Here is a 23,722-nt window from a genome sequence, read left to right as displayed (position 1 = left end):
ATGGTGGATAAGGCCAGGCCGTCATCCACCCTACAGCGAATCAACCGACCCGGTAGTTCGGGGCTTCCTTGGTGATCTGTACGTCGTGCACATGGGACTCGGCCATGCCGGCGCCGGTGATGCGCACGAACTCCGGCTTGGTGCGCATCTCTTCGATGCTGGCGCAGCCGGTGTAGCCCATGGAGGCGCGCAGGCCGCCCATCAGCTGGTGGACGATGGCCGCCATGGCGCCCTTGTAGGGCACGCGGCCTTCGATGCCCTCGGGCACCAGTTTCTCGGCACCGGCGGAGGAGTCCTGGAAGTAGCGGTCCGAGGAACCCTGGGCCTGGGCCATGGCGCCCAGCGAGCCCATGCCGCGGTAGGCCTTGTAGGAGCGCCCCTGGAACAGCTCGACCTCGCCCGGCGCCTCTTCGGTGCCGGCCAGCATGGAGCCGATCATCACCGCCGAGGCACCGGCGACTATGGCCTTGGACAGGTCGCCGGAGAAGCGGATGCCGCCATCGGCGACCAGCGGTACGCCGCTGCCGGCCAGGGCGGCGGCGACGTTGGCCACCGCACTGATCTGCGGCACGCCGACGCCGGCGACGATGCGCGTGGTGCAGATCGAGCCCGGCCCGATGCCGACCTTGACGCCGTCGGCGCCGGCCTCGACCAGGGCCTTGGCAGCGTCGCCGGTGGCGATGTTGCCGCCGATCACCTGGACCTCGGGGAAGTTCTGCTTGACCCAGCGCACGCGATCGATCACGCCCTTGGAGTGGCCGTGGGCGGTGTCGACGATGATCACGTCGACGCCGGCGGCGGCCAGCGCGGCGACCCGGTCACCGGTGTCGGCGCCGGTGCCGACCGCGGCGCCGACGCGCAGGCGCCCCTGGTCGTCCTTGCTGGCCAGCGGGTAGGCCTTGGCCTTCTCGATGTCCTTGACGGTCATCATGCCCTTGAGGGCGAAGGCGTCGTCGACGATCAGCACCTTCTCGATGCGGTGCTTGTGCAGCAGCTCGCGCACGGTTTCCTTGTCGGCGCCTTCCTTGACCGTGACCAGGCGCTCCTTGGGCGTCATCACCTCGCGCACCAGGGCGTCCAGGCGGTTCTCGAAGCGCACGTCGCGGGAGGTGACGATGCCGACCAGGTCGCCGTTGGACAGCACCGGCACGCCGGAGATGTTGTTCTGCCGGGTCAGTTCGAACAGGTCGCGGACGGTCGCGTCGGCCTCGATGGTGATCGGGTCCTTGACCACGCCGGCCTCGAACTTCTTGACCTTGCGCACCTCGGCAGCCTGCTGCTCGATGGTCATGTTCTTGTGGATGATGCCGATGCCGCCTTCCTGGGCCATGGCGATGGCCAGGCGCGCCTCGGTGACGGTGTCCATGGCGGCGGACAGCAGGGGGATATTCAGCTCGATGCCACGGGTCAGGCGAGTCTTGAGGCTGACATCCTTCGGCAGAACTTCGGAATAACCAGGAATAAGTAGAACGTCGTCGAAGGTAAGGGCTTCTTGACTGATACGCAGCATGGCGGGGGCTCCCAGACGGGAAAATTGGAAGCGCGCCATTATACCCAGGCTCCCCCGCCCACTCAATGCAAAGAATCGCTCAGCCACGCGGTTCGTCGAGAGACTGGCGGATAACGTCGCCAATCTGACTCACAAGTCAACCTGTATCAGCGAGACCGGATAACCCAGGCGCGCGGCGAACTCGTCGAGAAAGTCCCGGCGAAAGCCCGCCGCGCCCCAGTTGTTGAAGACGAAGCCCAGGTTGGAGAAGGCGCAGGGCAGCAGGAACAGGAAGCCGTTGATGTCGTCCTCGAAGCCGCACTCGGGACAGGCGAAGTTATCGGTGTGCCCCGGCATCCACGCCTCCAGGCTGTCGAACAGCGCCTCGCCGACCTCCTGGCGGCACTCGGGGCAGCCGGCCTCCTCGAGAAAGTCCCGGGTGGGGGTGTAGATGCAGCGCTTGCCGATGACCTCCAGGCCGTTGCTCGGCCGGGCGAAGGGCAGCAGCTGCGGGTGCTCGACCACCCGCCGCGCACCGGGGGCGATGGCGTGGGCCATGCGGTTGCCCAGGCCGCCGCAGGTGCTCAGGCGCTCCTCGACCACGTTCTGCTGCACCAGCCAGCGCAGCGTCGCCCGGGCCCGCGCCTCGTGCCCGGGAAAGCTGGAGATCCGTGGCACCACAATGCTCTGCTGCTCGGCCATGCGCCGCCCCGCCCAGAAGGAAAAGCCGCGCAGCTTACCGACGACGGCGGCGAGGTCAAGGCCGCCGGCCTATGGTCGGCCGGGCAAAGCCTTTATCATGCCGGCCATGATCACAGACCCCTTCCAGCGCCTGGGCCTCGACCGCGAGGTGCTCAGCGTCAGCCAGCTCAACAACCGCGCCCGCCGACTGCTGGAGGACGTGTTCGCCAGCGTCTGGGTCGAGGGCGAGATTTCCAACCTGGCCAAGCCGGCCTCCGGGCACCTCTATTTCACCCTCAAGGACAGCCAGGCCCAGGTGCGCTGCGCGCTGTTCCGGCAGAACGCCGCGCGGGTGCGCCAGGCCCTGCGCGACGGCCTGGCGGTCAAGGTGCGCGGCAGGGTCTCGCTGTTCGAGGGCCGCGGCGACTACCAGCTGATCGTCGATGCGCTCGAGCCGGCCGGCGACGGCGCCCTGCGCCTGGCCTTCGAGGCGCTCAAGGAGAAACTGGCCGCCGAGGGCCTGTTCGCCGCCGAACGCAAGCGCGCCCTGCCCGCCCATCCGCGGCGCATCGGCATCGTCAGCTCGCCCACCGGCGCGGTGATTCGGGACATCGTCAGTGTATTCCGGCGCCGCGCGCCCCTGGTCGAACTGTGCCTGGTACCCACGGCCGTGCAGGGCCGCGAGGCCACCGGCCAGATCGTCCGCGCCCTGCAACTGGCCGACCGCGCCGGTTTCGATGCGCTGATCCTGGCCCGTGGCGGCGGCTCCCTGGAAGACCTCTGGTGCTTCAACGAGGAAGTCGTGGCCCGCGCCATCGCCGCCAGCCAGACGCCCATCGTCAGCGCCGTGGGCCACGAGACCGACGTCTCGATCAGCGACTTCGTCGCCGACGTGCGCGCCCCGACCCCCTCGGCCGCCGCCGAACTGCTGGCCCCGGACTCGAGCGAACTGGTGCAGCGCCTCAACAGCCTGCAGCGCCGCCTGCAGCTGTACATCCAGGGCCGCCTGGCCCGCGAACACATGCGCCTGGACGGCCTGCGCCGGCGTATGCGCCACCCCGGCGAGCGCCTGCGCCAGCAGGCGCAACGTCTGGACGACCTGGAGATGCGCCTGCAGCGCGCGGTCGAGCGCCGCCTCAATGATCGCCGCGAGCGCCTGGCCCGCCTGCACACCCACCTGGCCGGCCAGCACCCGGAGCGCGCCTTGCAGCTGCTGCGCCAGCGCCTGGCCAGCCTCGCCGAGCGCCTGCCGCGGGCCATGCGCGAGGGGCTCAAGGAACGCCGCCTGCAGCTGCACAGCCAGGTGCAGACGCTCAACGTGGTCAGCCCGCTGGCGACACTGGGCCGCGGCTACAGCATCCTCCTCGACGAACACGGCCGGGCCATCCGCCGGGCCGGCGACACCCACCCGGGCCAGCGCCTCAAGGCCCGCCTGGGCGAGGGCGAGCTGGACGTACGGGTCGAGGACAACCATGTGCAGCCGGCGACCCTGTCGCTGCTGGATTGATGATCGAGCCGGTAGACGGATAAAGCCCCATCCACCCTACTTCGGGAAAGAACCATGCGCCTCATCCCCCTCCTTATTGCCCTCCTGCTCGCCCTGCCCGCCCAGGCCGAGGGGTTCATCACCCGCCTGCTGAACAAGCCCGTGCCGGGCGGGGTCGCCGTGGTCGATCTCGGCCCGGCCACCACGGCGCCACGCGCCACCTACCAGGGCAAGCCGCTGCTGGTGATCCACGAGGACGGCCAGCGCTGGATCGCCATCGTCGGCCTGCCGCTGAGCGTCCGCCCCGGCAGCCAGCAGATCGAGGTCGACGGCCAGCGCCGCCTGAGCTTCCAGGTCGACAACCGCCACTACGCCGAGCAACGCATCACCCTGAAGAATCAGCAGCAGGTCACCCCCAACCCGGCCAACCTCAAGCGCATCGAGCACGAGCTGGCCGAACAGACCCGCGCCTACCGCCAGTTCAGCCCGCGCCAGCCGAGCAACCTGCTGTTCGACCGACCGGTGGACGGGCCGTTGTCCAGCCCCTTCGGCCTGCGCCGCTTCTTCAACGGCGAAGAGCGCAATCCGCATTCGGGCCTGGATTTCGCCGCCGCGCGCGGCACCCCGGTCAGGGCGCCGGCGGCCGGCCGGGTGATCCTGCTCGGCGACTATTTCTTCAACGGCAAGACGGTGTTCGTCGACCACGGCCAGGGCCTGATCAGCATGTTCTGCCACCTCTCGGCCATCGACGTGAAGCTGGGCGACGAACTCCCCCGCGGCGCCGTGCTGGGCAAGGTCGGCGCCACCGGCCGGGCCACCGGGCCGCATCTGCACTGGAATGTCAGCCTCAACGATGCGCGCATCGACCCGGCAATCTTTATCGGCGCCTTCAAGCCCTAAAACGAGAGGGGCAGGGCCTCGAAGCGCGCTCAAGTCTCACCCGCCTCGACCTCCGGCATCCTCTCCAGCCGGTAGATCCCATCGATCAGGCAGTAGGCCGGGGTGCCCGCGGAGTCGATCGACACGATCCTGTCCAGAGCGGTCAGGGCGCCGACCGTGGTGCTGTAGCCGATGGGGTTGCTGAAGCTCAGGTTATGGCAGGGGTAGGCGAACTCGACCAGATAGGAGCGGCCCGGCCCGGTGCCGAGCACCATATGGCGCTTGTCGAGATACTGCCAGCCGTCGATATCGCCCCGCCAGACCGACTCGACCGCTTCCCCCTGGCGCCAGCCGAGCAGAGCCAGGCGCGCCTCCAGCGGCAGGCTCTCATCCCACCGCATCTGCTGGGCGCACGCCGTGAGCAGCAGAACCCCGAGAAGCACGCTGAATCCCCATGGCGTGTGCATAGCGCGCCTCCTCACCGGCCGGCCGAAGGGATCGAGCGACCAGAGGCGGCGTCCCGACACGCAACGAAAGAAAACCGCGCAGGTAAATGGGCAGTCGGTTTGCTAAGGTGCGCCCTCATCGCCTTTTGGTGCCCTCACAAGCACTAGCCTACTCCCGATTCGGGGCGCCAGAAATACGCGACCAGCCCACGAAACGCGCGAGGACCGCCATGACAGATCACTACGCCACCGCCCTCGAGTGGCTGGAACGTTACCCCGAGCTGTACAGCCTGATCGGCCTGGGCCTGTTGCTGCTGAGCGCCTGGCTGGGTAACTGGCTGGTCAAGCGCATACTGGTGCGCGCCCTGTGCCGCCTGATCGACGCCACCGCCCTGGGGCGTAATGCCCAGCACCTCGACAACGAACTGATCAAGCGCCTGGCCAATATAGTGCCGGCACTGATCATCTCCGCCGGTATCGGCCTGGTACCCCACCTGCCCGCTGCCGTGGGCACGGTGGTGGTCAACGTCAGCAGCGCCTTCATCGTGCTGACCGTCGCGCTGGCCTTGAGCACCCTGCTGGACATCGCCAACACGCTCTACAACCTGCGCCGCGACGCCCATCTACGGCCGATCAAGGGCTACCTGCAGGTACTGAAGATCGCCCTGTTCGCCGTCGCGGCGATCCTGATGGTCGCCACCCTGATCGACCGCTCGCCGCTGATCCTGCTGTCCGGCCTCGGCGCCATGGCCGCGGTGCTCATGCTGATTTTCCAGGACACCCTGCTGTCGCTGGTGGCCAGCGTGCAGATCACCTCCAGCGACATCATCCGCGTCGGGGACTGGGTGGAGATGCCGCAGCTGAACGCCGATGGCGACGTGATCGACATCGCCCTGCACACGGTCAAGGTGCAGAACTGGGACAAGACCATCTCGACCATCCCGACCCGACGCTTCATCACCGACCCGTTCAAGAACTGGCGCGGCATGCAGGAGTGCGGCGGCCGACGCATCATGCGCAACCTGTACCTGGATCAGACCAGCATCGCCTTCCTCGAGCCGGAGCAGATCGAGCGTCTGGGACGTTTCCGCCTGCTCGGCGACTACTTGCAGCACAAGCAGAGCGAGCTACGCAGCTGGAACAGCGCCCTGGCCGAGGCCGGCGAGGAGCCGGCCAACACCCGCCGCCTGACCAACCTCGGCACCTTCCGCGCCTACGTCGAGCACTACCTGCGCCAGCACCCCGACATCCACCAGCAGATGACCCAGCTGGTGCGCCAGCTCAGCCCGACCGCCGACGGCCTGCCGCTGCAGCTCTACTGCTTCACCAACACCACGGCCTGGGGCCGCTACGAAAGCATCCAGGCCGACATCTTCGACCACCTGCTGGCGTTGCTGCCGGAGTTCGGCCTGCGCGTGTTCCAGCATCCCAGCGGGGTGGACATGCGCGAGCTGGGACGCAGCGCTGCACCCGCGACGCGGCCCTAACGAACACTGGCCGACACGAAGGTCAGCAGAGGCGCTGAATCAGCTCGGCGAGCAGCTTGACGCCCGGGCGGATGCGCTCGGTGGCAATCGAGGAATAGCCGAGGCGGAAGTAGTTGAGCGGCGGGTTGTCGCCGCAGAAATGGATATCGCCCGGCTCGATGAGGATGCCCTGGGCCGCGGCCTCCTTCTGCAGCTGCCGCGCATCCAGGCCGGCCGGCCCCTGGACCCAGTAGCAGGAGCCGCCGAAGCTCGGTTCCTGGGACGACTCCGGCAGATACTCGTGCAGGGCCTCGCCCATCTGCTCGTGGCGCTCCTGGTAGGCGCGCATCAGGCTCATGATCAGGGCGTCGTGGTAGCCGCGCTCGAGGAACAGCGCCACCGAGCGCTGGTTGTTCGCCGCCGGATGCCGCACCATCAGCCGGCGCAACGCCCGCGCCTCGCGGATCAGCGCCTCCGGGCCGACCAGATAGCCGACCCGCAGGCCCGGCGCCAGGGTCTTCGACAGGCTGCCGACGTAGAGCACCCGGTCGTTGCTGTCCAGGCTCTTGAGCGCCGGGATCGGGTTGGCCTTGAAGTTGGTCTCGCTCTCGTAGTCGTCCTCGATGATCAGGAAGTCGTGCTGGTTGGCCCGGCGCAACAGTTCGTAGCGGCGCTCCAGCGGCATGGTCACGGTGGTCGGGCACTGGTGGCTGGGGGTGGTGTAGATCAGGTCGCAGGCGTTCAGCGCGTCGCTGAGCACCAGGCCGTGCTGATCCACCGCCAGCGGCTGGAGCCGCGAGGGGTTGAGCGCGGCGATGTTGCGGATGTCCATGTAGCCCGGATCTTCGATGCCCATCAGGCTGTCGGGGCGCAGCAGCAGGCGCGCCAGCATGTACAGGGCATGCTGGGCGCCGACCGTGACCAGGATCTGCTCGGGCGAGGCCCAGACCCCGCGCCGCGGCAGCAGGCGGGTCCTGATCTGCTCCATCAGCAGCGGATCGTCGTTGTCGAAGCGGTCCGAGGCCCAATCGCGGATCGCCGGGATGCTCACCGCATCGCGGCAGCATTCGCGCCAGTTGGCCGTGGGAAACAGGGCCGGGTCGAACTGGCCGTAGATGAAGGGGTACTGGTACTTCTGCCAGTCCCGCGGCTTGCTCATGTTGCGCTGCTGCGAGGGCTGCACCACCAGGCGCCGCGACCAGTCCGGCGCGCTGCCCTCGGCGGCATCCGTCGCCGTCGCCGTCGCCGGGGTCTCCACCTTGCGCGCGAGGATGTCCGGGTTGACGTAGTAGCCGCTGCGCTCGCGGGCCAGCAGGTAGCCGTCGTCGAGCAGGTGCTCGTAGGCCAGCACCACGGTATTGCGGGCGATGCTCAGCTGCTTGGCCAGCTTGCGGCTGGAGGGCAGCGCCGTATCCAGCGGGATATTGCCGTTGAGGATGGCCTGGGCGATCTGCTCGCGCAGCTGCTGCTGCAGACTGGTGGCTTTTGCGGCTGACAGGTGGAACAGCTGGAACATGGATGGCCTCGGCTGAAAGGACGACGAACGTTGGCCCACCCTAGCGCGGCCAACGCCTTCACAATGCGCGGACTGTCGCGTGCGCGACACCTGCGCCGCAGACTAGCAACAACAGCCTGGGTAAGACCATCGGCAACGCGCGCCCCGGTTCACCCGGACACGGCAAAAGCCGGGCCGCCCACCTGGGGTGGGGAGCCCGGCTGCGCACCCGCGGCCCGCTATCAGGCGTTGGGCGCCAGGCGGCCGAAGGCGCTGTCCAGGGCGGCGATGATGGTGTCCAGCTCGGCCTGGGTGGCGATCAGCGCGGGGCTGAAGCACAGGGTGTTGTTGTACTGCTCGAAGCTGCGGTTGGTGCGCCCGATGATCACCCCCTGGCGCATGCAGTCGGCGGCGATGGCCATCGGCAGGCCCTCGGCCACCGGCTCCTTGGTGGCGCGATCCTTGACCAGCTCCAGGCCGCAGAACAGGCCCTTGCCGCGCACGTCGCCGATCACCTGGTACTTGTCCTGCAGCTCGCGCAGGCGGCCCAGGAAGTACTCGCCCATCTGGGTGACGTTCTCCAGCAGGCCTTCCTCCTCGATGATGCGCATGTTCTCCAGCGCCGCCGCCGGGCCGGCGGTGCAGCCGCCGAAGGTGCTGATGTCGCGGAAGTAGCCCATGCGGTCGTCGGCCTCGCCCTTGAACGCCTCGAACACCGCCTCGGTGGTCACGGTGCAGGAGATCGCCGCGTAGCCGCTGGCCACGCCCTTGGCCATGGTGACGATGTCCGGCTGGATGCCGTAGTGCTGGTAGCCGAACCACTTGCCGGTGCGGCCCAGGCCGCAGACCACCTCGTCGATGTGCAGGAGGATGTCGTACTTCTTGCAGATCGCCTGGATGGTCTCCCAGTAGCCGGCCGGCGGGGTGATCACCCCGCCGCCGGCGGTGATCGGCTCGAGCACCACGGCGCCGACGGTGTCCGGCCCTTCGGCGAGAATCACCCGCTCCATCTCCAGGGCGGCACGCACGCCGTAGTCGGCGACATCGCCGAACTGCGAGCGGTATTCGCAGCAGTGCGGGAACTCGACGAAGCCCGGGGTGAAGGGGCCGTACTGGTTCTTGCGCTCGAACTGGCCGGTGGAGCTCAGGGCGGTGATGGTGGTGCCGTGGTAGTCGCGCTCGCGGAAGAGGATCTTGTGCTTCTTGCCGCCGTACTTCTTGTGGGCGATCTGCCGCACGATCTTGTAGGCCTTCTCGTTGGCCTCGGATCCGGAGTTGGAGTAGTAGACCCGGCTCATGCCCGGCATCTTCTCGATCAGTTTCTTGGCGAACAGCGCTCCGGGAATGTTGCCGGCGGTGTTGGCGAAGTAGTTCATGGTCACCAGCTGCTCGCGCACCGCATCGGCGATGCTCTCGCGGCCGTAGCCGACATTGACGGTCCATACCGCGCCGGAGACCGCATCCAGGTACTCGTTGCCCTTGGCGTCCCAGACCCGCATGCCCTTGCCCTTGACGATCATCAGGGGGTCGTTCTGCTCCAGCGGCTTGTGCTGGGACAGGTGATGCCAGACGTGGGCGCGGTCGCTGGCCAAGGCCTCGGCTGCATCGAGTTCGTGAGCTGTGCTGTTCATGCTTACCTCCTGACTGGAGCATTTTTATTGTGGGCCGCCGGGCAGGAGAGCAACTCCAGACACCGATAGGTCGACGGCGGCGACGGCACTCCGCATCGCGCTGCGGCACGCGCCCCGCCACCCTTGTCGACGAAACTAAGAGCAAGCCGCAGACGCAGTTAGAACCAGTTGTCGCCCGGCCGTGATGCCAGCCCCGGCCCGGCGCTGGACCAGTGCCGCGGCCGCGACTGGCCCTTCAAGGGCACCCCCCGATGCCCCAACCATGCAGGCACGACAGCCACGCAGCCCGATTCCAGGAGAGGCGGATGATTGAAGTGCAGATCAACGGGACCACCGAGCGGCTCCCGGAGGGCATCAGCCTGGCGCAACTGCTGGTCCGCCTGGACCTGCACGCCCGGCGCCTGGCCATCGAGCACAACCTCGACGTGGTGCCCCGCAGCCAGTACGGGGCGGTGCGCCTGCAACAGGGCGACCGCCTCGAGATAGTCCACGCCATCGGCGGCGGCTGAGCGGCAGCCCCCTTCCCCACCCGACCCGGAGCCTCCCATGACCCACGCGACCCCAGCACCCGATCCGCTGTTCATTGCCGGCCAGGCCTTCGCCTCGCGCCTGCTGGTCGGCACCGGCCACTACGCCGACCTGGCCGAGACCCGCGCGGCGGTGGAGGCCAGCGCCGCGCAGATCGTCACCTTCGCCGTGCGCCGCAGCAACCTTGGCCAGGACGCCGGCCAGCCCAACCTGCTCGACGCCATCGCCCCCGAGCGCTATTCCCTGCTGCCCAATACCGCCGGCTGCTACACGGCCAAGGACGCGGTGCGCACCTGCCTGCTGGCGCGCGAGCTGCTGGACGGCCACGACCTGGTGAAACTGGAGGTGCTCGGCGACGCCCAGACCCTCTACCCGGACATCGGCGAGACCCTGGTCGCCGCCCGCCAGCTGGTCGAGCTGGGCTTCAAGGTGATGGTCTACAGCAGCGACGACCCCCTGGTGGCGCGCCGCCTGGAGGAGCTCGGCTGCGTGGCGGTGATGCCCCTGGGCGCGCCCATCGGCTCCGGCCTGGGCATCCGCAACCCCTACAACATCCGCCTGATCGTCGAGAACGCCAAGGTGCCGGTCATCGTCGATGCCGGCGTCGGCACCGCCTCGGATGCCGCCATCGCCATGGAGCTGGGCTGCGCCGGCGTGCTGATGAACACCGCCATCGCCCGCGCCCGCGAGCCCGTGCGCATGGCCCGGGCGATGCGCAAGGCGGTCGAGGCCGGGCGCGAGGCCTACCTGGCCGGACGCATGCCGCGGCGCCTCGGCGGCGACGCCTCCTCGCCCCTGAGCGGACTGTTCCTGTGAACCGCCGCTCCCGTAGGGTGGGTCAGCCGCGTAGCGGCGTAACCCAGCAAGCCGACTGAAGGTCCGCTGCGCGCAGACTTGCCCTTTGCCGAGGCTTGGGGCAGGGTCGAAGCAAAGGACAACCCGCCACAGGAGGCCCCCATGTCGAAACTCTTCCCCAGTATCGATCCCGATGGCCTGATCGAGTATTCGGTGGTCTACACCGACCGCGCACTCAACCATATGTCGCAGGCCTTCCAGCAGGTGATGAACGACATCTCGCGCACCCTCAAGCGGGTCTACAACGCCCAGGCCGTGGCGGTGGTGCCGGGCAGCGGGACCTTCGGCATGGAAGCGGTGGCACGCCAGCTGGCCACGGGACAGAAGTGCCTGGTGCTGCGCAATGGCTGGTTCAGCTACCGCTGGAGCCAGATCCTCGAGGTGGGTGCCATTCCGGCCGCCACCACCGTGCTCAAGGCCCGCCCGGTCGAGACCGGGCCCCAGGCCGCCTTCGCCCCGGCGCCCCTCGACGAGGTGCTGGCGACCATCCGAGCGGAGAAACCGCAGCTGGTGTTCGCCCCCCATGTGGAGACCGCCTCGGGCATGCTCCTGCCCGACGACTACCTGCGCGCCGTGGCCGACGCCGTGCACGCCGTCGGCGGCCTGTTCGTGCTCGACTGCATCGCCTCCGGCACCCTCTGGGTGGACATGCAGGCCTGTGGCATCGACGTGCTGCTCAGCGCGCCGCAGAAGGGTTGGAGCGCCTCGCCCTGCTGCGCCCTGGTGATGCTCGGCGAACGGGCCGTGGCAAGGGTCGAGGCCACCCAGAGCAGCAGCTTCGCGTGCGACCTGAAGAAGTGGCTGCAGATCATGCAGGCCTACGAGCAGGGCGGCCATGCCTACCACGCGACCATGCCCTGCGACGCCCTAGCGCGCTTCCGTGACGCGATGCAGGAGGCCGAGGCCTACGGCTTCGCCAAGGTGCGCGAGGAACAGCTGCAACTCGGCCTGCGGGTGCGCCAGCTACTGAGTGCCAGGGGCTTCAAGAGCGTCGCCGCCACGGGTTTCGAGGCCCCCGGCGTGGTGGTCTGCTACACCGAAGACGCCGAGATCAAGAGCGGTAGGAAGTTCGCCGCCCAAGGCCTGCAGACCGCCGCCGGCGTGCCCCTGCAGTGCGACGAGCCGGCCGACTTCCAGACCTTCCGTATCGGCCTGTTCGGCCTCGACAAGCTGCACAATATCCAGCGTACGGTCGACACCCTGGAACAGGCGCTGGCGCACATCGGGCGGGGGTGAACGGAAAGACTGCCGAGGCCGCGCGGGCTCGCCCCGCGCGGCACCGTTCGCTGCGGCCTCAGCGCTGCGGCGGCTGAACGCGCTGCCGGGCCGCGGTGAGGGTATTGCGCAGCAGACAGGCGACCGTCATCGGGCCTATGCCGCCGGGCACCGGCGTCAGCGCGCCGGCGACGGCGGACGCCGCGGCGAAGTCGACATCCCCGACCAGCTGCCCCTGGCCCTCGGCAGCCTCGATGCGGTTGATGCCGACATCCAGCACCGTGGCCCCCGGCTTGATGTGCTCGGCCCCGATCATCCCGGGCCGCCCCACCGCGACCACCAGAATATCGGCCTGGCGACACTCCTCGGCCAGGTTGCGGCTGCGCGAATGCACGGTGGTCACCGTGCAATCGGCATTGAGCAGCAACTGCGCCATGGGCCTGCCGACGATATTCGAACGCCCGACCACCACCGCCTTGAGCCCGCTCAGATCGCCGAGACTGTCCTGCAACAGCAGCAGACAACCCAGCGGCGTACAGGGCACCAGGGCCGCCCGGCCGCCACTCAGGCGACCGACGTTATAGGGGTGAAAACCGTCGACATCCTTGGCCGGATCGATCGCCTCGATCACCACCTTCTCGTTGATCGACGCCGGTAGCGGCAGCTGCACCAGGATGGCGTCGACCCGGTCATCACGGTTCAACGAGTCGATCAGGGCCAGCAACTCGGCCTCGCTGGCGTCGGCCCCGAGCAGATGGGGAAAGGACGCGATGCCCACCTCGGCGGCCTGGCGCATCTTGGTCCGCACATAGACCTGGCTGGCCGGATCATCGCCCACCAGCACCACCGCCAGCCCCGGCTGACGCCCATGTTCCTGGGCAAACCGGCTTGCATCAACCGCCACCTCGGCCCGCAGTTTATCGGCGAAGGCTTTGCCGTCGATCCGCGCGGCCCGAGGCTGGTCCTGGCGGGAGTCTTCTGCAAGCTTGGTCATTGGTGCTAGTCCTCATTGTTGGCAAACCTGGGGCGGCCAGGCCGATATACCGGGCGATACGCGGGTACGCCCCGAGCATTCGCGTGTGTCACGACTTGGCGGTTGTCGCCGCCTGTGCCTGGGCAACAGGCTCGAGCATGCGTTAGGGACACTCTGAAAAACACTTCCCGAATCTGGTGAAATACGTCGATCCCGCCCCGCGAGTTTTTCCATGAAACAGATGACCTTCGCCGACGCCGAGTATGCCGGTAAGCGCAAGCAGACCCGCAAGGAGCTGTTCCTGATCGAGATGGATCAGGTGGTGCCGTGGAAGGGGTTGATTGCCCTGATCGAGCCGCACTACCCCAAAGGCGAAGGTGGTCGCCCGGCGTACCCGCTGATGGCGATGCTGCGTGTGCACTTGATGCAGAACTGGTTTGGCTACAGCGATCCGGCGATGGAGGAAGCGCTGTACGAGACCACCATCCTGCGCCAGTTTGCCGGGCTGAACCTGGAGCGCATTCCCGACGAAACCACCATCCTCAACTTCCGCCGTCTGCTGGAGAAACACGAGTTGGCGGCAGGGATACTGGCGGTGATCAATGGCTACCTGGGTGACCGCGGCCTGTCGCTTCGTCAGGGCACCATCGTCGATGCGACGCTGATCCATGCGCCCAGTTCGACCAAGAACCAGGACGGTAAGCGTGACCCGGAGATGCACCAAACCAAGAAAGGCAACCAATACTACTTCGGCGCGAAAGCGCACATCGGCGCCGACGAAGAGTCGGGTCTGGTGCATAGCGTGGTGATGACCGCCGCCAATGTTGCGGACATCACCCAGGTCGACAAACTGCTGCACGGCGAGGAAAACGTGGTGTGCGCCGATGCCGGTTATACCGGAGTCGAAAAGCGCCCTGAACATGAAGGTCGCCAAGTCATCTGGCAGGTCGCGGCTCGACGCAGCACCTACAAGAAGCATGGCAAGCGCAGTGCCTTGTACAAAGCGTTCCGCAAGATCGAGAAAGCCAAGGCCCAGGTGAGGGCGAAGGTCGAACACCCCTTCCGCGTGATCAAGCGGCAGTTCGGTTACGTGAAGGTGCGCTTCCGCGGACTGGCCAAGAATGCCGCGCAAATGGTGACGCTGTTTGCCCTGTCGAATCTGTGGATGGCCCGCCGACATTTGTTGGCCAGCGCAGGAGAGGTGCACCTGTAATGCGGAAAATGGCCGTCGCGAGCTGCTCACGACGGCTGAAAACACAGAAATGAGCGGGTGATCCGACCATTTTTGATCGGCTCGCCTCTTTCAAAATTGGCAGCGGCTGAAGTCAGCCAGAAGTACTGAGCTACTTCAGACCATCCTTAGCGACTCGTGCACGCGCCGGGCAGCAGCTGCCGAGATGAACTGCCACCAGCAAGGGATGATCGGGAATGGCCGCGTGAGCGCAGGGTAATACGGGCAGGGTTGTGGCGCTAGCCGAGGCGATTTGCGGCATTGGCTCGGACCTGGACAAGCACCCAGGCTCTCAAGCCGTCGTCCGGGCGAACAGCGGCGAGCTCCATGCAGTCTATGTGGACCGTTACAGGGACCAAGCGCTTTAGGGAACATGGCCTGAGCCTGGTAATGCGTGACGACGCAGTCGTGACCAGCACTACGACTGGAACAGAGATCACGGACAAAGGAGTCCCACGAATAACGGCGAGCAGTCCTACTCATGACCTAATGCGCACTGTAGTGGCCTACTGACCTGCCCAAATTTCGCTGTCAATCACTGCTAGCCAGGGCCGTCTCGTTGTGAATAATGCCCGGGCCTGTACTCGCCCAAGCGGATTGCCATGCCTCGCCGAACGCCACGCCCGACCCCGCCCAAGTCCGCCGCTCCGGCCGCCAAGGGCCAGTTGCACCCGCGCAACCGCCACCAGGGACGCTATGACTTCCCGGCGCTGATCGAGAGCAGCCCGGAGCTGGCGCAGTTCGTCATCCTCAACCCTTACGGCAAGCAGAGCATCGACTTCGCCAACCCAGTTGCGGTCAAGGTCTTCAACCGCGCCCTGCTCAAGCAGCATTACGGCATCGCGCACTGGGACATTCCCGCCGACTATCTGTGCCCGCCTATTCCTGGCCGCGCCGACTACCTGCATTACCTGGCCGACCTGCTGGCCGAGGACTGTGCCGGCACCATCCCCCGCGGACCGCGGGTACGCGCCCTGGACATCGGCGTCGGCGCCAACTGCATCTACCCGCTGCTGGGCCAGCGCGACTACGGCTGGCGCTTTCTCGGCGCCGATATCGCCACCAGCGCCATCGCCTCGGCCCAGGCCATAGTCCAGGCCAACCGCTTGGACGCCGATATCGAACTGCGCCGGCAAGACGATCCCCGGCACATCTTCCAGGGCCTGCTGCAAGCAGGCGAACGCTTCGACCTGAGCCTGTGCAACCCGCCCTTCCACGCCTCGGCCGCCGAGGCCACCAGCGGCAGCAAGCGCAAGTGGCGCAACCTGGGCAAGCTCGACCCCCAGCGCAAGTTGCCGGTGCTCAATTTCGGCGGACAGGCCGCCGAGCTGTGGTGCCAGGGCGGCGAGGCGGCCTTCGTCGCGCGCCTGATCCGTGAAAGTGCGCAGTACGCCGAGCAGGTGCTGTGGTTCAGCTCCCTGGTGTCCAAGGCCAGCAACCTGCCCGGAGTCCAGGCCGCCCTGCAGCAAGCCGGCGCGCTGTCGGTGCGCACCGTGAACATGGCTCAGGGGCAGAAGCAGAGCCGTTTCGTCGCCTGGACCTTCCTCACCCCCGAGCGACGGCAGTCCTGGCACAGGACCCGCGGACAGTAGCCGGGACGTCGAGTCGCCGGCAGCCGCGCTACCTGGTCCCCCAGTAGCGTTGCATTTCCACGAACAGGAAGGACGCCGTCCAGGTGATCAGCACCAGGCCGGTCAACGCCTCTATCCCGGTCAGGTAGCGCAGCTCCCCGTAGGGCTGGATATCGCCGAAGCCCAGGGTGGTGAAGGTGGTGAAAGAGAAATACACGCAGTCCAGCAGGCTGCCGTCGAAGCTGCCCGCCAGCCGCCCCCAGCCCTCGGCCCTGTGGGTGAAGAAATAGACGAAGGCGAACAGCCAGACCTCCACCGCATGGGCGACCAGCGCCCCGCACACGCCCAACACGATGCGCAGGCGGTGACGCACCTTAAGCCTGGGCAACAGCACGGAGAGGCGCGAGAGGAACTCGTAATGAATCACCACGGCGGTGACCACCACCAGGCTGTTGACGATAAATACACTGACCACGGGGGCCCCTAATGCCAAAGACCGAAGGGATGCGCAGGCCCTTGTCGAGCGCGCAACGCCTATCAGTATGGCGCTGTCGGAGCCGCGTGGTCACGCTGCACCATGGCCATCGCCCGCGTTGGACGACTGCTCCTGCTGATGGCGCGATATTCACGGGCCGCTCTTCACCGCTCAGCCCTACGCCGGCAGTACAGGCTGATTGTCCCTGCCCTCCCGAATGGACAACCTACCAAGAGCTCACAACCCGCCCACACCTATAGCTCTCTGACGCTGGGACGACGCTATAGGCGATCGGACCGGCGCCCCATAAGCCTGGTTGCACGCCTCGCGACTGTGCAGCTCAAGCCCGTGGCGCATCCCATCTGCGGCGTCTAGGCTATAAGTCCTAATGGCCAGGTGCCGCCATCCGACGCGTTCGTGCCGGCTGCGGCGCCGAGCGGGTAGAACAGCCCTGCGGCCAGCAGTGCTTGTTCCAAGCCTCAGGTGCAAGGAGTGGCTGGGTCCATGAGCAGTAAGCCCGCTCGCCCCAAACCGGGCGCCCAGGCGAAGGGTTGTCTTCGCGAGTGGCGCAAATACTCGATCAGTGCCGGTTTCGTCCTGCTCTGGCTGATCGGCCTGCTGGTGATCTACCGCGACGCCGAGCAGATGGCGGCCAATACCGAGACCAAGATCCGCAAGGAAATGGGCATCGAAACCCGGGCCATGGCTGCGAAGCTGGCCGGCATGCTCGAGCGCACCTACCTGACCGTCAAGACCATCTCCCTGCTGCCGGCGGTGCGCGCCGCCGCACCGCGCAACCGCGACGATGCCGCCGAGGATGTCGCCGATGAGGGGCATTTCAGCGGCGACGACGCCACCATCATCCAACAGCTGTACAACCACATCGCCGCCGATGTCGAGGTCTCGGAGATCTACCTGGTCTACGATGGCTTCGCCCCTGAACGGGGCCAGGTGCCCTTCCTGATGTTCGACGAGGTGCTGCTCGAGCGTATCAGCACGGCCCATACCCACGCCCCGACCCACGATGCCGACGTGCCCGAGGAGTACGAGGCCGCCGAGTACGCCGAGTACGTGCGCCAGCTCGACCACCTGCGCCGACACGCCCCGCGGCTGCCGGACGAAGCGCCGCAGGGCATAGCCGCGGTGACCTCGGCCCTGCTGCGCACCTGCGACAACTCCCAGTACACCTCCCTGGCGAACGGCGACCAGCGCGACAGCCACGGCCTGCTGCTGTCGGTCCCCATCTACGACCTGAGCAGCAAGGCATTCAAGGGCCTGGTCACCGCCGTGCTGCGGGCCAATGTACTGGAGGCGGCGCTGCTGGGCTGGCCCCGGCTACCCGTCACCGAACTCGACCGGGCCATGCTCGCCCAGCGGCGCATCGACCTGCAGTCGCCCCCGGCCGAGTACGTGCTGGAGAACCGCGGCACCGGCGACCGCATCATGGACAGACGCAGCACCAGCCTGCCGCGCGTGCTGGCCGAGCAGGAACGGGCCGCCATCCACCTGGCGCAGGATGTCAGGCTGCCCTACTCCTCGGCCTGGCGCCTGCACCGCTACAAGAGCGCGGCAGACCTCGACCGGGCCATCGCCCCCATCCGGCGCGAGATGTGGCAGCGCCTCGGCCTGCTGAGCCTGTTGCTGGCCGCCCTGGGCCTGGCGGTGGAACGGGTCTTCGCGGTGCAGCGGCGCTCGACCCGCACCCTCACCCAGATGGCCAACTACGATGCCCTGACCGGCCTGCCCAACCGCCGCCTGGTCGCCGAACATCTGGCCAACGCCCTCAGCCGCGCCCCCAGCGCCAGCAGCCAGTACGCGGTGCTGATGATCGACTTGGACGACTTCAAGGAGGTCAACGACAGCCTCGGCCATCAGGTCGGCGACCGCCTGCTGGTCGAGGTGGCGCAGCGTTTCGTCGACAGCCTGCGCGCCTCTGACCTGCTGTTGCAGCTGCACTGTGAAGCCGAGCCTCTGGACGTGAACAGCTCGATGGTCGGCCGCCTGGGCGGCGACGAGTTTCTCGTGCTGCTGCCCGAGCAGTCCGGCCTGGCTCAGGTCGTGGGCATCGCCGAGCGCCTGCAGGCGAGCCTGCGCGAGCCCATCGCCCTGGACCGGGAGCAGATCTACGTGCATGCCAGCATCGGCATCGCGGTCTACCCCGAGCACGGCAGCGATGGCCCATTGCTGCTGCGCAGCGCCGACGCCGCCATGTACCTGGCCAAACGCCAGGGGCGTGGCCAGACCGTGGTGTTTCAGCAGGACCTCGACGAGCAGTCGCGCCAGCGCCTGCACCTGCTGAGCGACCTGCATTCGGCCCTGGCGCTGAACCAGTTCACCCTGCACTACCAGCCGGAGCTGAACCTGGCCAGCGGCCAGATCGACTGCGTCGAAGCGCTGATCCGCTGGCAGCATCCGACCCTGGGACTGATCTACCCGGCCCACTTCATTGCATTGCTGGAGCAGTCGGGACTGGTCCTGGAGGTCGGTCAATGGGCCCTGGAGAGCGCCTGCCGGCAGCTCAAGAGTTGGCAAGACAACCACTCGCCGATCAAACACCTGTGCGTCAATGTCTCGGTCAAACAGCTGGCCCAGCCAGGGTTTGCCGAGTCGCTGCAGGACACCATCCGCCACGCCGGCATCGCCCCCGAGGCACTGACCCTGGAGCTGACCGAGTCGATGCTGATGCAGCACCCGGAGGCCAACATTCACCTGCTGCAGAGCTTGCGCAAGACCGGGGTCAAGGTGGCCCTGGACGACTTCGGCACCGGCTACTCGTCGCTCAGCTACCTGCGCCAACTGCCGTTGGACGTGCTGAAGATCGACCGCAGCTTCGTCATCGACACCGGCACTCCGCAGGGCCTGGCCATCTGCCATACGATCACCGCACTGGCGCAACGTCTCGGCCTCAAGGTCATCGCCGAGGGCATCGAGTCGGCCGAGCAGTTCTGCAACATGCACGCCACCGGCAGCGACTGGATGCAGGGCTATCTGATCGCCCGCCCATTGCCGGCGGAGCAGATCGACCCGTTCGCCCGCGGCTTTGACTGGCACGCCTTCAGGGTCGACAATGACCTGCTGGAGCACAGTCCGGAGTGGCTCCCCTGGCCACACCGCGCACCGTCGCCCTCCTAGCCCCCGCTGTGCCCTGCCTTCGTCTGGCCACAGGCCTACAGGGTGAAGCACCGATCCAGGGCGCTGTAGCCCAGGCCCACACCCTTGTGCACCTTCAGCTGTACCGGAATGCGCTCCTTGAGCGCCTCGACGTGGCTGATCACGCCGATCATCTTGCCGCTGGCGTTGAGGCTGTCGAGGGCATCCAGGGCCACTTCCAGGGTCTCGCCATCGAGGGTGCCGAAGCCTTCGTCGAGGAACAGCGAGTCGATGCTGGTCTTGTGGCTGACCAGGTCGGACAGGGCCAGGGCCAGGGCCAGGCTGACCAGGAAGCTCTCGCCGCCGGACAGGGTACGGGTGTCGCGGGCCACGTCGGCTTGCCAGGTGTCGACCACTTCCAACTCCAGCTCGCCGCCCGGTTTGCGCGCCAGCTGGTAGCGGCCGTGCAGGCGCTGCAGTTGCCGGTTGGCCAGGTAGACCAGGTGATCGAGGGTCAGGCCCTGGGCAAACCTGCGGTACTTGGCGCCGTCGGCCGAGCCGATCAGGCCGTTGAGCCGCTGCCACAGGTCGTAGTCGGCCTGCTGCGCGGCGATCGCCGCGAACAGTGCCTGCTGGCCCTGGCGGCGGGCATCGTCGCCCAGCAGCTGGGCGCGAATCTCGCCCTGGCGCTGGCTCAGGCGCTTCAGTTGCGCGGCCAGGGCCTGCAGCTGCTCGTCCAGTTCGGCCAGTTCCAGGCTGCTGAGCGGATCGGCGCGCAGGCGCTGCAGCTGCTCCTCGGCGGCCAGACGCAGGGCCGCCGCCTCGGTCAGCGCGGTATCCAGGCGGCTCTTGAGTGCAACCAGACGCTGGCGCTCGTCGTCGTCCAGCAGGGCGGCGCGGAAGGCCTCGAGGTCGGCGAAGGGGCTGGCCTGCAAGGCGCTCGCCCAGGCCGCCTCATGCTCGGCCAGGCGTCCGCGCGCCTGCTCCAGCTGCGCGGCCTGGCTCTGCGCCCGGCCTTGCAGGGCATCGGCCTGGCGTTGCCCCTGGGCCAACGCCGCCTCGGCCGCCAGCAGGGCCTGCTGGGGGCGTTCGGTGGAGGCCAATGGCGCCAGATCCTGCTCGCCGCCGGCCAGCCAGCGCGCCCGCCACTGCTCGGCCAGGGCCTCGGCCTCCTGCTGCAGGCGCTGGGCCTCGCGCTCCTCATCTTGCAGCCGTTGCTCGCGCTGCTGGTCCTGCTGCCACTGCTGCCACTGCCGCTCGCGCTCGGCCAGCCAGGTGGCGCCATCCTCCGGCAGCGTATCGGCAAATCCGTCGAGGCTGGCCAACAGGCTGGCGGCCTGTTCCTCGACCTGCCGAAACAGCTGCTGCAGGTGCTGCTGCTGTTCGTGTTGACGCTGGCCGGCGTTGTCCAGGTCGCGCTGCGACAGAGCCTGTTGCGCCTCGGCGGCGGCACAGGCCTTCTCGCATCGCTCGCGCTGACCGGCGGCCTGCTGCGCCTCGGCCTTGCAGGCCTCGATGGCGCCTAGCCGCTGCTGCAGTTCGGCCAATGCCTGTTCATGGGCCCGTAGCACCTGCGGCAACGCCGTGGCATCGCTGAGCGTCAGCCCCTGCTCGGCCACCTGGCGCCGCCACTGCTCGTCCAGTTGGCGCAGCTGGGCATCGGCCTCGTCACGGCGCGCGCCCGCCTGCTCGACCTGGGCCGCCAGGCGCGCCAGCTCGTCGCGCAGGCCCACGCCACGCTCCTCCAGGTTTGCCAGGGCCTCGCGCCGCTCGGCCAGCTGCCGCTGTGTGGTGGAAACATCCAGCGCCTGGTAGCTGGCGATCGCCGGGTGTTCGACGGAGCCGCACAGCGGGCAGGCCTCGCCGGGCTGCAACTGGGCCCGATAGGCCTCCAGCGCCTGGATGCGCCGCTCCTGCTCCAGCAGCTGTTCCTTGTCGGCGACCTGCTGCTTGAGCTCCTTGTAGCGCGTGCGCAGCTCACCGAGCTCGGCCTCCTTGGCCGCCCGCAGCTGGCCCAGCTCGGCCAGCTGCGGGCGCTGTTCGGCGAGCCGGCTCTCGACCTGCTGACGCGAGCGGGCCAGCTGTTCCAGGCGGTCGAGGCCGCGGCTCTGCTGTTGCAGCCCTTGCCAGCGTTCCCGCAGGCCCGCCTCGCTGGCGCCCTCGAGCAAGGCCTGCAGGGCATCCTGCTGCCGGGCTTCGGCCTGGCGAGCGGCGTGCAGCTCGTCTTGGGACGTCGCGACCTGCTCGCGCAGTCGGCTCAACTGGCTCTGCAGCCCCTCGATGGCCGTCGTGCTGAGCTGCACCTGGACCTGGGCCGCCGTCGACTCCTCCGCCAATTGGCGCCGCCGGTCGAACTGGGCACGCCAACCCACGAGCAACTCGCCCAGACGACTGCGCCGCGGCTGCTCGGCCAATCGCGCCTGCAACAGACCGCGCTGCTCAGATAGCTCGATCACCGCCTCCCGGCGCCGGGAGGCGAGCTGAACAGCGTACTGGCTGGCCTGCCAGAGGCCGCGGGTGACCTGCTCGGCGCAGCCCCGCTGCTGGCGCTGGATGTCCTCCAGCCCACCTTGAGCCTGCTGCAGATCCGCGTGGGCCTGCTGCCAGGCCTGGTACAGCGGCTGCAGGCGCGTCGCCGGCTCGCCGGCGGCCAGGCGCTGCAACTGCGGCGCGGCATCGTCCAGGGCCTGGCGCGCCTGCCGTTCACGCTCGCTCTGTTGCCGATGCTGTTGCTCGGCCCGGACCAGGTCCTCGCGCCAGCGGCGCTGCTGCAGCAGGCTCTGCTGGGCTGCGCCCAGCGGCGCTTCCTCGGCCAGCAGGCACGCGGCCTCGGCGTCCAGTGCCGCACGCTGCTCGTCGCCAAGCAGCTCGACACCCTTGGCCCGGCTCTGCAACTTCTCCAGCTCGACCGCCGCCGCCTTGGTGCGCTCGTAAACCCGCTGGGAGATCTGCCCGTAGATCTCGGTGCCGGTCAGTTCCTCCAGCAGCTCGGCGCGCTGGTTGGCGCCCGCCTCGAGGAAGGCCGCGAAGCCGCCCTGGGCCAGCAGCATGGACTTGGTGAAGCGCTCGAAATCCAGGCCGGTGAGGCGCTCGGTCTCGCGCAGCTTCTCGTTGATCTTGTCGGTGAGGATCTGCCCGTCGGCCGCGGCCAGCTCCACCTTGGGCGCCTGCAACGCGCCCTCGACCCTGTCGCGAGCACGGCGCTGGCTCCAGAAGGCGCGGTAGCCGACGCCCTTGACCTCGAACTCGACCTCGGCCAGGCAGTCGGCGGTATGCCGGGTCATCAGCTCGTTGCCGCCGGCCGACAGGCTGCTCATACGCGGGGTGCGGTGGTACAGGGCCAGGCAGATGGCGTCGAGCAGGGTGGTCTTGCCGGCGCCGGTCGGCCCGGTGATGGCGAACAGGCCATTGCCGGCGAAGGGCTCGGCGGTGAAATCCACCTTCCACTCGCCCTTGAGCGAATTGAGGTTCTTCAGGCGCAGGCTGAGGATTTTCATGTCGGGGTTGGGGCGCGTCGGAAAACGGCCATTCTGCCATCCTTGCCGCCGCCGCGCAGACGCCGCCTGCGCGAAGCAATGGACGAGCAGGCGAGCCCCACGGCGCCAGCAGGCAGAGCACCGCCCGCCCAGGGGACGACCGAACGCCGGCTTCGCCGCTCACGCCACAGGCCGGATACAGGCATGCGAACGCAGCCAGGCCGAGCCCGCGCAGGGCCGGCTTTAGCCGCCCCCGGTGAGCACGGCGAAGGCTTGCAGCCCCTTGTCGGCTACGCCCAGGACTGCGCGTCTTGGCATACCAGGTGGATGATCGAGGCGGGACTCGACACCCAGAAGGCGTTGAAGCCTTGCGGCAAGGGCTCGATTTCGTCGCGGCGCACGACCCCGGCCGCCTCGAGATGCTGCGCCGCCGCGGCGATGTCGTCGGTGACGACCTCCAGCCAGGTCTCGGCCTGGCTCATACCCGCCACGCTGTCTATCCAGAGATTGTTGCTACCGAACTCGAAGCCGACGGCCGGGGCATGCTCGGTGATTTCCCTGAGGCCGAGCACATCCCGGTAGAACTGCACGGTGGCCTCGTACAGATGGGGCGGAACCTTCATTGCGATATTGCGCCCCGCTGCGAACGTCACTTTCTTGCTCATGCGCGTATCTCCATTACGGCAAGTGTCTAACACCCGGCGCACGCACCGGCTTGGAACCACGAGGCGACGG

18 protein-coding genes are annotated in these 23,722 nt (G+C 67.8%); 9 read left to right on the top strand and 9 right to left on the bottom strand.

Features of this window, described 5'->3' with window-relative positions:
- Positions 1-40 precede the first annotated feature (40 nt).
- Together guaB and ACSX1C_RS00225 are read right to left on the bottom strand one after the other, a co-directional pair.
- Complete coding sequence (guaB, locus tag ACSX1C_RS00230; RefSeq protein WP_318642993.1) at positions 41-1,510, bottom strand: IMP dehydrogenase; 1,470 nt, start codon at positions 1,508-1,510, stop codon at positions 41-43.
- Positions 1,511-1,639: 129 nt separating this feature from the next.
- Entirely contained in the window at positions 1,640-2,191 is a 552-nt protein-coding gene (locus ACSX1C_RS00225; RefSeq protein WP_439887724.1) for a sugar ABC transporter ATPase, read from the bottom strand.
- A gap of 106 nt (positions 2,192-2,297) precedes the next feature.
- Here ACSX1C_RS00225 and xseA point away from each other — a divergent pair, with 106 nt between their 5' ends.
- Positions 2,298-3,677 (top strand): exodeoxyribonuclease VII large subunit, encoded by a 1,380-nt coding sequence (xseA, locus tag ACSX1C_RS00220; RefSeq protein WP_439887723.1) that lies wholly within the window; start codon positions 2,298-2,300, stop codon positions 3,675-3,677.
- Between the two features lie 54 nt (positions 3,678-3,731).
- The gene (locus tag ACSX1C_RS00215; RefSeq protein WP_439887722.1) at positions 3,732-4,556 is read left to right on the top strand and encodes a peptidoglycan DD-metalloendopeptidase family protein; all 825 of its coding nucleotides are present in this window, start codon (positions 3,732-3,734) and stop codon (positions 4,554-4,556) included.
- Positions 4,557-4,585: 29 nt separating this feature from the next.
- Here ACSX1C_RS00215 and ACSX1C_RS00210 read toward each other — a convergent pair whose 3' ends face one another.
- Positions 4,586-5,002, bottom strand: coding sequence for a DUF6491 family protein (locus tag ACSX1C_RS00210; RefSeq protein WP_439887721.1), 417 nt, complete (start codon positions 5,000-5,002; stop codon positions 4,586-4,588).
- Positions 5,003-5,211: 209 nt separating this feature from the next.
- Between ACSX1C_RS00210 and ACSX1C_RS00205 the strand changes: the two genes are divergently transcribed.
- Positions 5,212-6,468, top strand: coding sequence for a mechanosensitive ion channel family protein (locus ACSX1C_RS00205; protein WP_439887720.1), 1,257 nt, complete (start codon positions 5,212-5,214; stop codon positions 6,466-6,468).
- A 22-nt stretch (positions 6,469-6,490) separates the two neighbouring features.
- On the opposite strand, the gene ACSX1C_RS00200 is transcribed toward ACSX1C_RS00205, so the two are convergent.
- Positions 6,491-7,963: a PLP-dependent aminotransferase family protein gene (locus tag ACSX1C_RS00200; protein WP_439887719.1), complete on the bottom strand. Its 1,473-nt coding sequence runs from the start codon at positions 7,961-7,963 to the stop codon at positions 6,491-6,493.
- 221 nt (positions 7,964-8,184) lie between these two features.
- Positions 8,185-9,573 (bottom strand): aminotransferase family protein, encoded by a 1,389-nt coding sequence (locus ACSX1C_RS00195; protein ID WP_439887718.1) that lies wholly within the window; start codon positions 9,571-9,573, stop codon positions 8,185-8,187.
- A 308-nt stretch (positions 9,574-9,881) separates the two neighbouring features.
- Between ACSX1C_RS00195 and thiS the strand changes: the two genes are divergently transcribed.
- The 3 genes from thiS to ACSX1C_RS00180 all read left to right on the top strand — a co-directional run bounded on the left by thiS (position 9,882) and on the right by ACSX1C_RS00180 (position 12,192).
- Positions 9,882-10,082: a sulfur carrier protein ThiS gene (gene thiS, locus ACSX1C_RS00190; protein ID WP_439889454.1), complete on the top strand. Its 201-nt coding sequence runs from the start codon at positions 9,882-9,884 to the stop codon at positions 10,080-10,082.
- 37 nt (positions 10,083-10,119) lie between these two features.
- Positions 10,120-10,917 carry a thiazole synthase gene (locus tag ACSX1C_RS00185; RefSeq protein ID WP_439887717.1) on the top strand — a complete coding sequence of 266 codons (798 nt, stop codon included), beginning with the start codon at positions 10,120-10,122 and terminating at the stop codon, positions 10,915-10,917.
- Positions 10,918-11,058: 141 nt separating this feature from the next.
- Positions 11,059-12,192, top strand: coding sequence for an aminotransferase class V-fold PLP-dependent enzyme (locus ACSX1C_RS00180; protein ID WP_439887716.1), 1,134 nt, complete (start codon positions 11,059-11,061; stop codon positions 12,190-12,192).
- Positions 12,193-12,250: 58 nt separating this feature from the next.
- On the opposite strand, the gene folD is transcribed toward ACSX1C_RS00180, so the two are convergent.
- Complete coding sequence (folD, locus tag ACSX1C_RS00175) at positions 12,251-13,165, bottom strand: bifunctional methylenetetrahydrofolate dehydrogenase/methenyltetrahydrofolate cyclohydrolase FolD (RefSeq protein ID WP_439887715.1); 915 nt, start codon at positions 13,163-13,165, stop codon at positions 12,251-12,253.
- 211 nt (positions 13,166-13,376) lie between these two features.
- Between folD and ACSX1C_RS00170 the strand changes: the two genes are divergently transcribed.
- Complete coding sequence (locus tag ACSX1C_RS00170; protein ID WP_439887714.1) at positions 13,377-14,357, top strand: IS5 family transposase; 981 nt, start codon at positions 13,377-13,379, stop codon at positions 14,355-14,357.
- Between the two features lie 620 nt (positions 14,358-14,977).
- A complete protein-coding gene (gene rlmF, locus ACSX1C_RS00165) occupies positions 14,978-15,967 on the top strand; it encodes a 23S rRNA (adenine(1618)-N(6))-methyltransferase RlmF (protein WP_439887713.1) in 990 nt (329 codons plus the stop codon).
- Between the two features lie 28 nt (positions 15,968-15,995).
- Here rlmF and ACSX1C_RS00160 read toward each other — a convergent pair whose 3' ends face one another.
- Positions 15,996-16,421 carry a potassium channel family protein gene (locus ACSX1C_RS00160; RefSeq protein ID WP_439887712.1) on the bottom strand — a complete coding sequence of 142 codons (426 nt, stop codon included), beginning with the start codon at positions 16,419-16,421 and terminating at the stop codon, positions 15,996-15,998.
- 504 nt (positions 16,422-16,925) lie between these two features.
- On the opposite strand from ACSX1C_RS00160, the gene ACSX1C_RS00155 reads away from it, so the two are divergent.
- Positions 16,926-19,553, top strand: coding sequence for a putative bifunctional diguanylate cyclase/phosphodiesterase (locus ACSX1C_RS00155; RefSeq protein WP_439887711.1), 2,628 nt, complete (start codon positions 16,926-16,928; stop codon positions 19,551-19,553).
- A 35-nt stretch (positions 19,554-19,588) separates the two neighbouring features.
- Here ACSX1C_RS00155 and ACSX1C_RS00150 read toward each other — a convergent pair whose 3' ends face one another.
- Together ACSX1C_RS00150 and ACSX1C_RS00145 are read right to left on the bottom strand one after the other, a co-directional pair.
- Entirely contained in the window at positions 19,589-23,008 is a 3,420-nt protein-coding gene (locus ACSX1C_RS00150; RefSeq protein WP_439887710.1) for an AAA family ATPase, read from the bottom strand.
- 269 nt (positions 23,009-23,277) lie between these two features.
- Entirely contained in the window at positions 23,278-23,652 is a 375-nt protein-coding gene (locus ACSX1C_RS00145) for a hypothetical protein (RefSeq protein WP_439887709.1), read from the bottom strand.
- Positions 23,653-23,722: the final 70 nt, after the last annotated feature.

The organism is Pseudomonas sp. MBLB4123 (assembly GCF_051904775.1).
GTDB lineage: Bacteria > Pseudomonadota > Gammaproteobacteria > Pseudomonadales > Pseudomonadaceae > Aquipseudomonas > Aquipseudomonas benzenivorans_B.
Note: the sequence above shows the minus strand (reverse complement) of the source record. Positions and strands in the feature narration are given on the sequence as shown.

Bases quoted from the DNA above. Each gene is read 5' to 3' on its own strand.
- rlmF (WP_439887713.1), top strand. From the start codon at position 14,978: ATGCCTCGCCGAACGCCACGCCCGACCCCGCCCAAGTCCGCCGCTCCG.
- ACSX1C_RS00195 (WP_439887718.1), bottom strand. From the start codon at position 9,573: ATGAACAGCACAGCTCACGAACTCGATGCAGCCGAGGCCTTGGCCAGC.
- xseA (WP_439887723.1), top strand. From the start codon at position 2,298: ATGATCACAGACCCCTTCCAGCGCCTGGGCCTCGACCGCGAGGTGCTC.
- ACSX1C_RS00200 (WP_439887719.1), bottom strand. From the start codon at position 7,963: ATGTTCCAGCTGTTCCACCTGTCAGCCGCAAAAGCCACCAGTCTGCAG.
- ACSX1C_RS00145 (WP_439887709.1), bottom strand. From the start codon at position 23,652: ATGAGCAAGAAAGTGACGTTCGCAGCGGGGCGCAATATCGCAATGAAG.
- ACSX1C_RS00180 (WP_439887716.1), top strand. From the start codon at position 11,059: ATGTCGAAACTCTTCCCCAGTATCGATCCCGATGGCCTGATCGAGTAT.
- folD (WP_439887715.1), bottom strand. From the start codon at position 13,165: ATGACCAAGCTTGCAGAAGACTCCCGCCAGGACCAGCCTCGGGCCGCG.
- ACSX1C_RS00225 (WP_439887724.1), bottom strand. From the start codon at position 2,191: ATGGCCGAGCAGCAGAGCATTGTGGTGCCACGGATCTCCAGCTTTCCC.
- ACSX1C_RS00185 (WP_439887717.1), top strand. From the start codon at position 10,120: ATGACCCACGCGACCCCAGCACCCGATCCGCTGTTCATTGCCGGCCAG.
- ACSX1C_RS00155 (WP_439887711.1), top strand. From the start codon at position 16,926: ATGAGCAGTAAGCCCGCTCGCCCCAAACCGGGCGCCCAGGCGAAGGGT.
- ACSX1C_RS00205 (WP_439887720.1), top strand. From the start codon at position 5,212: ATGACAGATCACTACGCCACCGCCCTCGAGTGGCTGGAACGTTACCCC.
- ACSX1C_RS00150 (WP_439887710.1), bottom strand. From the start codon at position 23,008: ATGAAAATCCTCAGCCTGCGCCTGAAGAACCTCAATTCGCTCAAGGGC.
- ACSX1C_RS00215 (WP_439887722.1), top strand. From the start codon at position 3,732: ATGCGCCTCATCCCCCTCCTTATTGCCCTCCTGCTCGCCCTGCCCGCC.
- ACSX1C_RS00170 (WP_439887714.1), top strand. From the start codon at position 13,377: ATGAAACAGATGACCTTCGCCGACGCCGAGTATGCCGGTAAGCGCAAG.
- guaB (WP_318642993.1), bottom strand. From the start codon at position 1,510: ATGCTGCGTATCAGTCAAGAAGCCCTTACCTTCGACGACGTTCTACTT.
- ACSX1C_RS00210 (WP_439887721.1), bottom strand. From the start codon at position 5,002: ATGCACACGCCATGGGGATTCAGCGTGCTTCTCGGGGTTCTGCTGCTC.